Raw genomic sequence first — 11960 nt, forward strand, 5'->3', positions numbered from 1 at the left:
ATAGCGGCGTCAGTACCGGCGGAACAGCGACACCAGCCGTCCCTGAATCCGAACCCGGCCGGGACCGAAGATGCGCGTTTCATAGGCCGGATTGGCGGCCTCCAGTGCGACCGAGGCGCCTTTTTTGCGCAGGCGTTTCAAGGTTGCTTCCTCATCATCGATCAGGGCCACGACGATATCGCCGCTGTCGGCGGAATCCGAGCGGCGGATCACCACCGTATCGCCGTCGAGAATGCCCGCTTCGATCATCGAATCGCCGCGCACCTCAAGCGCGAAATGCTCACCGCCGCCCAGCAAATCCGCCGGCATGGACACGGTGTGCGAATGGGACTGGATTGCCTCGATCGGCACACCTGCGGCGATCCGGCCCATCACCGGAATGGCGACGGTATCGGCGGCCGGTGGCGTGTCGTCTCGAGGGCTTTCGACCGGGCGCGCCTTGCCAAGCGATCCCTCGATCACCGCCGGCGAGAACCCTTGCGCCCGCTGCGTCGCCAGCCCCGGGGCGACCGATTCCGGCAGCTTGATGATCTCCAGCGCCCGCGCCCGATTCGGCAGCCGGCGAATGAACCCGCGTTCCTCCAGCGCCGTGATCAGCCGATGAATCCCTGACTTTGACCGCAGATCGAGCGCATCCTTCATTTCATCGAAAGACGGCGGAACCCCGGTTTCCTTCAGTCTTTCGTGAATGAACAGGAGCAACTCGTGCTGCTTGCGGGTCAACATGGACTGGGCTCCTCGGTATCGATCGATTCACTCTATGTACAAAACATGAACACAATCTAACCGTTCCCGACCTGTTCCACAAGTCTTGCCGCGATGTTTGTCGGCCGTAAGCGGCGGCGCATCGCCGGATCAGCCCCGGGAGCGGGGCAGGCGCAGGATCGGCACCCGGGCGCCTGCGGCCAGTGGTGGGGCGTGCGGCGGGCGAATGACCAGGGCATCGGCCTGCGCCAGCGTCGCCAGCATGGAGCTGTCCTGGCGCGGGAAGGGGGTCACCTGCTCCACGCCCTCCGCGTCGTGGGTCAGGGCGGCGCGCAGATAATCCTCGCGCTGGTCATTTGCGCCGACACCCACCGCCAAAGGCAGGGTTTCGCCGACCCTTGGCGCGGGTGGCCGCCCCAGCAGCGCATCCATCAGCGGGCGCAGGAACAAGAGTGAACAGACGAGGCTGGAGACCGGGTTGCCCGGCAAACCCAGGACGCGCATGTCGTCGATATGCCCTGCCATCAGCGGCTTGCCCGGGCGCATGGCGATGCGCCAGAAGGCCAGCGCCATGCCGGCGCCGCCAAGCGCGTCCTGCACCAGGTCATGGTCGCCGACGGACGCGCCTCCCAGGGTGACGAGCACATCGGCATTGGCCTCGCGCGCCGCCGCGATCCGCTCGTTCAGCGCCTCCGGCCGGTCCGGCGCGATGCCAAGGTGGATCGGCGTGCCGCCGCAATCTTCAACCAGCGCGGCAACGCCCGCGTGGTTGGAGGCGATGATCTGATTCGGCCCCGGTTCCGTTCCCGGCGGCACCAGCTCATCGCCGGTGGCGAGAATGGCAACACGTGGCCGCCGGTGCACCGGCAACCGGGCATGGTTCATGGCGGCGGCCAGCGCCAACTCGCGAAAGCCGATCCGGGTTCCGGCGCGCAGCAACACCTCGCCTGCGTGAAAATCGAGACCTGCGGGGCGGACGAACTGGCCCTTGGAAACCGTCTCCAGCGCGGTCACCGTGTCGCCGTCGCGCTGCGCGTTTTCCTGGATCAGGATCGCATCGGTGCCATCGGGCACCGGCGCGCCGGTGAAGATGCGGACCGCTTCTCCCGTCAAGACCTTGCCGGAATACCCGTGCCCGGCCGGCGCCTCGCCAATGACGGTGAGCGTGGCCGGCGGATGGGCGAGATCGGCGGCGCGCACCGCATAACCATCCATCGCCGAGGCGGGGAAGGGGGGCTGGGTGCGGGTCGCGGCAAGGTCGCTGGCAAGCACCCGGCCGTTGGCCTCGGTCAGGTCGACCCCTTCGGCGGGCAGCGCCACCGTGCCCTGCAACAGCCGTTCAAGTGCCTCGTCGACGGAAATCAACGCCATGGGTCACTCCGCCGTTTCGCGTGGATCGACCGACCAGTCGCCGGACTTGCCGCCGGATTTCGCCAGAACGCGAATGCCGGAGATGGTCATGCCGCGATCGGCGGCCTTGGCCATGTCGTAGATCGTCAGGCAGGCGACCGAACAGGCGGTGAGCGCCTCCATCTCGACCCCGGTCTTGCCTGAGAGCTTGGCATAGCTTTCCACCCGAAGACCGGGCAGCGTCTCATCGATCTCGATATCGACGGCGACCTTCGACAGGACGAGCGGATGGCAGAGCGGAATGAGCTCGTGGGTGCGCTTGGCGGCCATGATGCCGGCGATCCGCGCGGTCGCCAGAACATCGCCCTTCTTGGCGTTGCCGTCCCGGATCATGGCCAGGGTTTCCGGCTTCATCCGCACGAACCCTTCCGCCCGCGCCTCGCGGGTGGTGTCGTCCTTGGCCGAGACATCGACCATATTGGCGCTGCCGGAGGCATCGAGATGTGTCAGGCTCTTGGAGGACGTCATGGCCTTCTCTGTTGGAATGGACTCCGGGTGTGCAACCTAACCGGCCATTGCCGCTCCGCCTTCGCGGGAGAGCAGCGCCCGGGTGGCGGCGGCCACGTCCGCCTGCCGCATCAGGCTCTCGCCGATCAGGAAGGTGGTGATGCCAACCGCGCCCATGCGGGCAAGGTCCGCCGGGGTGAAGAGCCCGGATTCGCCGACGACGATCCGGTCATCCGGAATACGCGGCGCCAGCTCCTCGCTAACCTCAAGTCGGGTCTCGAAGGTCTTCAGATTGCGGTTGTTGATGCCGATCAGCGGCGAGCGCATCCGCAAGGCCCGATCAAGCTCGGCGCCGTCATGCACCTCGATCAGCACATCCATGCCGAGACTGAAGGCGGTGCGCTCCAGCGCATCCGCCGTCTCGTCATCGACGGCGGCGAGAATGATCAGGATGCAGTCCGCGCCCCAGGCGCGCGCCTCGAACACCTGGTAGGTGTCGTAGAGGAAATCCTTGCGCAGCACCGGCAGCGTACAGGCCGCCCGCGCGGTCTTGAGGAAATCCGGGTGCCCCTGAAAGGACGGCGTGTCGGTCAGCACCGACAGGCAGGCGGCGCCGCCCTCTTCATAGGCTTTGGCCAGAACCGGCGGGTCGAAATCCTCCCGGATCAGCCCCTTCGACGGGCTGGCCTTCTTGATCTCGGCAATCAGGCCATAGGCGCCGATGGCGTGGCGGTCGGCCAGCGCGTTGAAGAAGCCACGCGGTGCATCGGCGGCCTCGGCGCGTCGCCGGATCTCGTCTTCGCCAACGGTTGCCTTTGCGGCGACGATCTCCACCCGCTTGTAGGCTTCGATCTTGCTGAGGATATCGCTCATGCGGCTTACCCGTTGGAGACGGAAACAAGATGCGTCAGGCGGGCAAGCGCTGCGCCGCTGTCGATCGACTGGGCCGACAGGGCAACGCCCTCGGCAAGATCCTTCGCCTTTCCGGCAATCACCAGCGTCGCCCCGGCGTTCATCAGCACCGTATCGCGATAGGCGTTCTTCTCGCCCTCCAGCACCGCCTTCAGTGCCGCCGCATTGACCGGCGCTTCGCCGCCGCGCAGGTCCTCCGGCTGCCAGAGCGACAGCCCGACCTCCTGCGGCGTGACTTCGAAGGTGCGGATTCGCTCCTCCTCCAGCGCGGCAACCTTGGTCGGGCCGGTAGTGGTGATTTCGTCAAGCCCATCGGATCCATGCACGACCCACACTGCCTTCGATCCGAGCGCGGCCAGCACCTCGGCAATCGGCTCGACCCAGCGCTCGGCAAACACGCCGACCATCTGCCGCTGAACCCCGGCCGGATTGGACAGGGGGCCAAGCAGGTTGAAGATGGTCCGCGTGCCCAGCTCCACCCGGGCCGGTCCCACATGCTTCATTGCCGAATGATGATTCGGAGCGAACATGAATCCGAGACCGACCTCACGGATGCAGCGGCCGATGTGTTCGGCCGGAATGTCGATGTTGACGCCGAGCGCCATCAGCACGTCCGCCGCGCCGGATTTCGACGACAGCGACCGGTTGCCATGCTTGGCGACCGGCACGCCGCAGCCGGACACGACAAAGGCCGAGCAGGTGGAGATGTTGTAGCTGCCGGAGGCGTCGCCACCGGTGCCGACCACATCGACCGCATCCTCCGGCGCCTCCACCGGCAGCATCTTTTCCCGCATGGTGCTCACCGCGCCAGCGATTTCATCGACGGTTTCGCCGCGCACGCGCAGGGCCATCAGGAAGCCGCCGATCTGGGCCGGGGTGGCGGCGCCGGACATGATGATATCGAACGCGGTCTGGGCTTCGGGCCGCGTCAGGGCGGTGCCGTCGGCGACTTTCGCGATCAATGCCTTGAGGTTGCTCACGCTGTCTAACTCCGAAAATGAAGGACCGCGCGCGCCCCGGACCTCCGGGCGAACGCGCGGTGGGCTTATCCACCCTGACCGATCACCCGGCCGATATTGGTCTGATTGACGGTCACCCCGAGCTTGTCCTGAAGCTCGCCAGCATATTGACCGATTACCGAATCGCGCAATGCCTCGGACAGGCGTTTGTCGAGCGCGGCGATCTCGCCCGCTTCGCGGAAGAAGGCAGGGCTGTTGACCGCCTCGACCACGAAGACGACGCGAGTGCCGTCCTGGCCGGCGGCCTCACCGGCGGTGCCCGCCGGCCCAGTGAAGGCGCTGGACACCGCCTCGGCAGGCAGGGTGTCATGGGCGCTGTTCCGCTTCACGCCGGTTGCCGTCGCAACGGTCAACTCGCTCTCAGCGGCCACCTCGTCCAGCGACTTGCCACTCTTGATGGCGGCCAGAGCAGCTTCGGCGCGCGCTTGCAGTTCCTTGGTCCGCTCCGCCTCGGTCCAGGCCGCGACCACGTCGGCACGCACCTCGTCCAGCTCCCGGTCGCGGGCCGGGGTCACGGCTTTGACCTCGAACCACAGGAAGCCGGTGCGGCCAAGCTGCAGCGGATCGGCTTCCACGCCAACATCGCTTTCAAAGGCTTCGCTGATCAGGGGCGCCACATCCGGAAGGTCGGCGGCGGTGCCGTCCTCGGCCTTGCCCGCGCTGTCGAAGGGCTTGGAGGTCTCAAGCTTCAGGTTGAAGCGCTCGGCAACCTCGGCCAGCAGGGCGCCGCCGGCGCGCGCATCCTCGATCTCGTCGTAAAGATCGAGAATTTCCCGCTCGGCGGCCTGCTCGGCCAGTTCCTTGCGCAGGGTGTCGGCGACCTCGGTCAGCGGCGTCTTGTGCGCCGGGGCGATCTTGGCGACCTTCAGAAGCACCGGGGCGAAGCGGCCCTCGACGATATCGGAGGTGGCGCCTTCCTCCAGGGTGAAGGCCACCTCGGCAATTGCCGGGTCGAGCATGTCGCTCTTCGCCAGAGCGCCGAGTGTCACGTCCTCGATGGTCTTGTCATTGTCCGTGACAATCTCTTCAAAGCTCTTGCCCTCGGCCAGCGCTGCGCGCGCCGCGTCCGCCGCATCCTTGGAGGCGAAGGTGATCTGCAGGATCTCGCGCCGTTCCGGCTCGCCGAACCGTTCGCCGGCGGCTTCATAGCTCTGCTGGATATCCGCGTCGCTGACCTCCTCGGGGCGAGCGACGCTCTCCGGGGTCATGGAGATGAAATCGATGGTGCGGTACTCGGGTGCCCGGAAGGCGGCCTTGTTGGCCTCGAAATAGGCGGCAAGCGCATCCTCGCTCGGCGCGGCGATTGCCTCGGCCGGTTGGGCCTTCAGAACGATGTAGCGGAGGGTGCGTTCCTCGTTGGCGTGGAGGTTGAACACCTCCAGCATCGGCGCCGGGGTGGTCAGCCCGCCGGAGATCGCCGCTGCGATCTGCAGCCGCTCTTCCAGCTTGCGCTGATCGGCAACGAAGTCATCCTCGCTCAGGCCATTGGCCTGCAGCACCTGGGCGAGCCGGTTGCGATCATAGCCGCCGGACGGCCCCTGAAAGGCCGGGGAGGACTGGATCTGGCGCACGAGCTGCTCGTCGGAGATGCCCAGGTTGAGGTCGCTGGCCGCCTGGTTCAGCGCTGCTTCGGCGATCATGCCGCCCAGCACCTGGCCGGGCAGTCCGAGCGCCGCGCCCTCGGTGGTCGACAGCGGACGGCCGATGCGTTGCCCGAGCTGGCGGAGCTGGCGCCGGTAGGCGGCGTCGAAGTCGGCGGTCGCCACCTTCTGCGAGCCGACGGTCGCGACCTGGTCGCCGCTTGTATTGAGCAAGTCGCCGGAGATCCCCCAGATCGCAAAGCTGATCACGAGCAGACCGATGAGGAGTTTTGAGATCCAGGACTTTGCGCCGCTGCGCAGAGTGTCGAGCATTGCGGTTTCCGTTGTTCGAACGCACACAACCGGTGCGGAGACGTTCCGACCGGACCAAAGCGAGCGGAGCATAGAGACGCGAACTGTCCGGAGCAAGGCGCCGCGAGGGCATTGGTTGTCCTGACCGCTTGATCCCTTCACGATTTCTGTTAGCAGGAACGCGAAACATGTCCCATCAGCCGGAGGCCCGAATGACCCAGACCGTGAAACCGCTCATTGCCGGAAACTGGAAGATGAACGGATTGAGCGCCTCCCGGGCGGAGCTGGACGCGCTGGCGCGCGGCGTCGCCGAGGCGACCGCCGGGCGGGTCGACATGGCGGTATGCCCGCCGGCGACCCTGGTGGCGACGGCGGCGGATGCCTTGCGCGGATCGGGCATTGCCACCGGCGGCCAGGACTGCCACACGGCGGCCAGCGGCGCGCACACAGGCGATATTTCCGCCGAAATGCTCGCCGATGCCGGCGCGAACATGGTGATCGTCGGCCATTCCGAGCGCCGCGCCGATCATGGTGAGGACGATGCCTGCGTGCGCGCCAAGGCGGAGGCCGCCTGGCGGGCCGGCCTGGTGGCGATCCTGTGCGTTGGCGAAACCGAGGCGGAGCGCAAGGCGGGCACGGCGCTTGAGGTGGTCGGCAAGCAGCTTGCCGGCTCGGTGCCCGACCGGGCGGACGCGGAGCGGCTGATCGTAGCCTATGAGCCGGTCTGGGCCATCGGCACGGGGCTGACGCCCACCGCCGAGGATGTGGCGGAAATGCATGCCTCGCTGCGGGCCGGTCTGGTGGAGCGCTTCGGCGCGGCCGGTGAGGGGATCCGGCTTCTCTATGGCGGTTCGGTGAAGCCGGGCAATGCCGAGGAGTTGATGTCGGTGGCCAATGTCAACGGCGCGCTGGTGGGCGGCGCGAGCCTCAAGGCCGCTGACTTCCTTGCGATTGCGGCCGCCACGGCGGCGGTGACGCAAAAGGCCTGACGACAAGGGTGGAAAGCACCGCCGCATTGGTGTAGAACCCACGCCAAATTCGTAACACCGAGGCAGATTCCGCCCCTTGATGGGGCGTGAATCATGTCTTGGGAACTCTGACCCCGATCAACGCGCCGGCCTTTGGGCTTTCGGTAGTCCGGCCGGTTGATCCAATCTGGTGTCCGATGGAAACCGTTATCATCGTCATTCATCTGATGGTCGTGCTCGCGCTCGTGCTCGTCGTTCTGTTGCAGCGCTCCGAAGGTGGCGCGCTCGGAATGGGTGGCGGCGGTGGCGGCGGCGGTCTGATGTCCAGCCGGGGCAGCGCCAATGTGCTGACCCGTGCGACCGCCATTCTCGGCGCTGCGTTTTTCGCGACCTCGCTGACCCTTGCCATTCTGGCGCGTACCGGCGACCGTCCGGCGTCGATTCTCGATGCGGCGCCCGGTACCCAGACGGCACCGCTCGGCCAGACCGAGGGCTCCGGCAACGGCATCCTGGATCAGTTGAAGCCGCAAGAGCAGCCGGCGGCGCCGTCAGGGCCGCAGGTTCCGGCCGCGCAGTAAGGCGCGGCGCGTTCCCTCTTCGAAGCCCCGCGATTGACGTCGCGGGGCATTTTCTTGTGTTTAATCCCGTGTCGAGCGTTGGAATCAATGCTCGCGGCGATATGGTATTGGTCCATGGCGCGATACATCTTCATCACCGGCGGCGTGGTGTCTTCACTCGGCAAGGGGCTGGCCTCAGCCGCTCTTGGCGCTCTTCTTCAGGCGCGTGGGTACAGAGTGCGGCTGCGTAAGCTCGACCCGTATCTCAATGTCGATCCGGGGACGATGAGCCCCTATCAGCACGGTGAGTGCTTCGTCACCGACGACGGCGCCGAGACCGACCTGGATCTGGGCCATTACGAGCGCTTCACCGGTCGTCCGGCCAATCGCCAGGACAACATCACCACCGGGCGTATCTATCAGGACATCATCGCCAAGGAACGGCGCGGCGATTATCTGGGCGGCACCGTGCAGGTGATTCCGCATGTAACCGATGCCATCAAGGCGTTCGTTCTGGACGGAAACGACGACTATGATTTCGTGCTGTGCGAGATCGGCGGCACGGTCGGCGACATCGAGGGGTTGCCGTTCTTCGAGGCGATCCGTCAGCTCGGCAACGATTTGCCGCGCGGCCATGCGATCTATATCCACCTGACCCTGATGCCGTTCATCCCGGCCGCTGGTGAGCTGAAGACCAAGCCGACCCAGCATTCGGTCAAGGAGCTGCGCTCCATCGGCATCCAGCCGGATATCCTGATGGTGCGCTGCGACCGGAAAATCCCGGAAAGCGAGCGGCGCAAGCTGTCGCTGTTCTGCAACGTGCGCGAGGGCGCCGTTATTCCGGCCTATGATGTGGCATCGATCTACAACGTGCCGATCGCCTATCACGAGGAAGGTCTTGACGAGGAAGTCCTCGCAGCCTTCGGCATCATTGGTGCGCCGCCGCTCGATCTGTCCCGCTGGGAGGGGATCTCGGAGAACCTCGCCAACCCGGAAGGCGAAGTGACGATTGCCATTATCGGCAAGTACACGGTGCTGAAGGATGCCTACAAGTCGCTGATCGAGGCGCTTGTGCATGGTGGCATCGCCAACAACGTGCGGGTCAAGCTGGAATGGATCGAATCGGAGATCTTCGAGAAGGAAGATCCGTCCCCCTGGCTGGAGAACGTGCACGGCATTCTGGTGCCCGGCGGCTTCGGCGAGCGCGGCGCGGAAGGCAAGATCGCCGCGGCCCGTTTCGCCCGGACCCACAAGATCCCCTATTTCGGCATCTGCTTCGGCATGCAGATGGCGGTGATCGAGGCGGCCCGCAACCTCGCCGGCATTCCCGAAGCCAGTTCCACCGAATTCGGCAGCACCAGCGAGCCGGTCGTCGGTCTGATGACCGAATGGAGCCGTGGCAACACGCTTGAGGTGCGCCGTGAGGATGGCGAGCTTGGCGGGACCATGCGGCTCGGCGCCTATCCGGCGCATTTGGCCGCCGGTTCGCGCATTGCCGAGATCTACGGCGCGGAGGAGATTTCCGAGCGTCACCGGCACCGGTACGAGGTCAACATCGCCTATCGTGCGCGGCTGGAGGACGCAGGGCTCTGCTTCGCCGGCACGTCTCCCGATGGCGAACTGCCCGAGACGGTCGAGATTCGCGATCACCCCTGGTACATCGGCGTTCAGTACCATCCGGAGCTGAAGTCGCGGCCATTCCAGCCGCATCCGCTGTTTGCGTCCTTCGTCGCGGCAGCGATGGAGCAAAGCCGGCTGGTCTGACGCGGGTCAGGATCCGAAGACAATGGAAGACTTGCCCCGTTCCGGCGCATGAGGATGCGCCGGACAGGAGGAGGGGCGCGAGGGGGGGATAGCAGGGCATGCACGCGCGCGGACTGGATCATCTTGTGTGGGCGGTGCGCGATCTCGACGCGGCCGCGGACTGCCTTCAGCGCCTCGGTTTCACCGTCACGCCGCGCGCCCGTCACCCCTGGGGCACCGAGAACCGGTGTGTCCAACTGGACGGTTTCTTCATTGAATTGCTGACGGTCGGCGAGGCGGCGCATATCCCGCCCGCATCGAATGCGACGTTCTCCTTCGGGGCGTTCAACCGCGATTTCCTGGAAACGGGCGAGGGCGCGTCGATGCTGGTCGCCGAAAGCCAGGATCCGGCCGCCGACCGGCGCGCCTTCGAACAGGCCGGACTTCCGGTGTTCGCGCCGTTTGCGTTTGAGAGGGAGCAAACCCTGGCCGATGGCGGTGTGCGCAAGGTCGGGTTCGACCTGACCTTCACCCGCGACCGGGACGATGCTCGCAACGGCTTCTTCACCTGCCACAATCGCTACCCGGAAAACTTCTGGTCGGCGGACTATCAGCAGCATGACAATGGTGCGCGGGAGCTGGAGGCGGTGATCGTCGTCTGCGATGAGCCGGCCAGCCATCATATTTTCTATTCGGCGTTTACCGGCGTGCGCGACATGCGCGCCAGCAGTCTCGGTATCACCATCGACACCCCGCGCGGGGCCGTTCGGCTCTTTACCCCCGGCGCTTTTGCCGGTTTGTTCGCGCAGGCAGCCCCCCGCGATCCGGCGGGCGCGCCGGTCATTGCCGCGCTTGTGCTGCGCGGGGCGGATCGGGCGGCACTTGTCGCGCGGCTTGAAAAAGCAGGCATGGATTACGTGCTTGCGCCAGAAGGTCTGGTGGTGCCGGAGACGGCCGAGCACGGTTTGTCGCTTGTTTTTGCCTGACTTGGCTGTAACGTCACGTGACGATAGTAGACAATGTAAATGAGGCGCCCGGCGCAGCGATGCCGGGCGCGGACCAGAACGCAAGGTGATCCACGGATCGCTGACAGACGTTAAGAGAGCCGGAGACGGCGAATCCTCGGAATACGCAAGGAGCTAGGGCGAATGATTTCTGCGGTCGGTCGGTATATGCGGAACACTGGCGGCATTGCGCTCGTTCTTGTCGCCGTTGGCGTTGCTGCGTGCAAACCGCAGGAAGAAAAGGCGTCCGCCGCTCCGCCGCCCTCTGTCCAGGTCGCGGCGGCCTTCAAGAAAGAGATTCGCCAGTCGGCCAGTTTCGTTGGCCAGATCGAGGCGGTGGACGATGTGAACCTGCTCGCCCGGGTGTCCGGCTTCCTCGAAACCAAGCAGGTCAAGGACGGCGCATCAGTAGAAAAGGATCAGATCCTTTTCACCATCGAAAAGGCATCCTATGAGGCCACGCTTGCTTCGGCAAAGGCCGATGCCGAGAAAGCCGAGGCCGATGCCGCACTGAAGGCCGCCGACCTGGAGCGGGATACGGACCTGTACGAAAAGGGGCATGTCTCCAAGGCCAAGTTCCAGGCGACGCTGGCCACCAAGGAGCAGGCCGACGCGGCGGTGGAAGCTGCCCATGCGCAGGTCAAGCAGGCCGAACTTAATCTCGGCTATACCGATATCTACGCGCCGTTCCCGGGCAAGATCGGCAAGACCACCTACAGCGTTGGCGATGTGGTGGGGCCGACGTCGCAGCCCCTTGCCCGGCTCGTGCGCTTGGCGCCGGTCTATGTCAACTTCGCCATCAGCGAGAAGGATTATCTCGACGCGGTGCGCGGGTCGGGCAAGTCGCCGGAGGACGTCAGGACCGGTGATGCCAAGATCCAGATCCATCTTATTCTGCCGAACGGAAAGCGCTACGGCGAGGATGGTGAGATCGTCTTCATCGACAACACGGTCGATCCGAAGACCGGCACCATCTCCGTGCGTGGTCAGTTCGCCAACAAGGATACGCTCCTGGTAGCCGGCACCTTTGTCACCGTGGTGATCGAAGCCGGCGAAAGCTCGAATGAGCTGCTGATCCCGCAGGCGGCGATCCAACGCGATCAGCGCGGCGCCTTCGTGCTCGCCATCGGCAAGCAGGAGATGGTCGAACAGCGTTACGTCGAACTGGGCGAACAGGTCGAGACCGACTTTGTGGTGAAGAAGGGCCTCCAGGAAGGTGATCGTGTCATCACCGAGGGCCTTCAGAAGGTTCGTCCCGGCGTTCCCGTCAACGCTGTGCTTGCCGGCACGCCGGTGGAGTAAG

General features: G+C 65.5%; 11 protein-coding genes. 5 read left to right on the top strand and 6 right to left on the bottom strand.

Annotated elements, in window-relative coordinates:
• Nucleotides 1-9 precede the first annotated feature (9 nt).
• From lexA to IEV83_RS01635, 6 genes are all read right to left on the bottom strand, one after another.
• Nucleotides 10-726 carry a transcriptional repressor LexA gene (gene lexA / locus IEV83_RS01610; RefSeq protein WP_181758511.1) on the bottom strand — a complete coding sequence of 239 codons (717 nt, stop codon included), beginning with the start codon at nt 724-726 and terminating at the stop codon, nt 10-12.
• A 129-nt stretch (nt 727-855) separates the two neighbouring features.
• Nucleotides 856-2076 (bottom strand): molybdopterin molybdotransferase MoeA, encoded by a 1221-nt coding sequence (locus IEV83_RS01615; protein ID WP_181758512.1) that lies wholly within the window; start codon nt 2074-2076, stop codon nt 856-858.
• A gap of 3 nt (nt 2077-2079) precedes the next feature.
• Complete coding sequence (moaC, locus tag IEV83_RS01620) at nt 2080-2583, bottom strand: cyclic pyranopterin monophosphate synthase MoaC (protein ID WP_181758513.1); 504 nt, start codon at nt 2581-2583, stop codon at nt 2080-2082.
• Nucleotides 2584-2619: 36 nt separating this feature from the next.
• Complete coding sequence (gene trpC, locus IEV83_RS01625; RefSeq protein ID WP_181758514.1) at nt 2620-3435, bottom strand: indole-3-glycerol phosphate synthase TrpC; 816 nt, start codon at nt 3433-3435, stop codon at nt 2620-2622.
• Nucleotides 3436-3440: 5 nt separating this feature from the next.
• Nucleotides 3441-4454: an anthranilate phosphoribosyltransferase gene (gene trpD, locus IEV83_RS01630; protein WP_181758515.1), complete on the bottom strand. Its 1014-nt coding sequence runs from the start codon at nt 4452-4454 to the stop codon at nt 3441-3443.
• A gap of 65 nt (nt 4455-4519) precedes the next feature.
• Complete coding sequence (locus IEV83_RS01635; protein WP_181758516.1) at nt 4520-6406, bottom strand: peptidylprolyl isomerase; 1887 nt, start codon at nt 6404-6406, stop codon at nt 4520-4522.
• A 191-nt stretch (nt 6407-6597) separates the two neighbouring features.
• Here IEV83_RS01635 and tpiA point away from each other — a divergent pair, with 191 nt between their 5' ends.
• The 5 genes from tpiA to IEV83_RS01660 all read left to right on the top strand — a co-directional run bounded on the left by tpiA (nt 6598) and on the right by IEV83_RS01660 (nt 11959).
• Entirely contained in the window at nt 6598-7374 is a 777-nt protein-coding gene (gene tpiA / locus IEV83_RS01640) for a triose-phosphate isomerase (protein ID WP_181758517.1), read from the top strand.
• A gap of 176 nt (nt 7375-7550) precedes the next feature.
• Nucleotides 7551-7931 carry a preprotein translocase subunit SecG gene (gene secG / locus IEV83_RS01645; protein WP_181758518.1) on the top strand — a complete coding sequence of 127 codons (381 nt, stop codon included), beginning with the start codon at nt 7551-7553 and terminating at the stop codon, nt 7929-7931.
• 114 nt (nt 7932-8045) lie between these two features.
• Nucleotides 8046-9674, top strand: a complete 1629-nt coding sequence (gene pyrG / locus IEV83_RS01650) for a CTP synthase (protein WP_181758519.1) — start codon at nt 8046-8048, stop codon at nt 9672-9674.
• A 98-nt stretch (nt 9675-9772) separates the two neighbouring features.
• Entirely contained in the window at nt 9773-10639 is an 867-nt protein-coding gene (locus IEV83_RS01655) for a VOC family protein (RefSeq protein ID WP_181758520.1), read from the top strand.
• A gap of 162 nt (nt 10640-10801) precedes the next feature.
• On the top strand, nt 10802-11959 hold the full coding sequence (locus IEV83_RS01660) for an efflux RND transporter periplasmic adaptor subunit (protein ID WP_209002929.1): 1158 nt from the start codon (nt 10802-10804) through the stop codon (nt 11957-11959).
• Nucleotide 11960: the final 1 nt, after the last annotated feature.

It is taken from the genome of Stappia taiwanensis, assembly GCF_014635285.1.
Lineage (GTDB): Bacteria > Pseudomonadota > Alphaproteobacteria > Rhizobiales > Stappiaceae > Stappia > Stappia taiwanensis.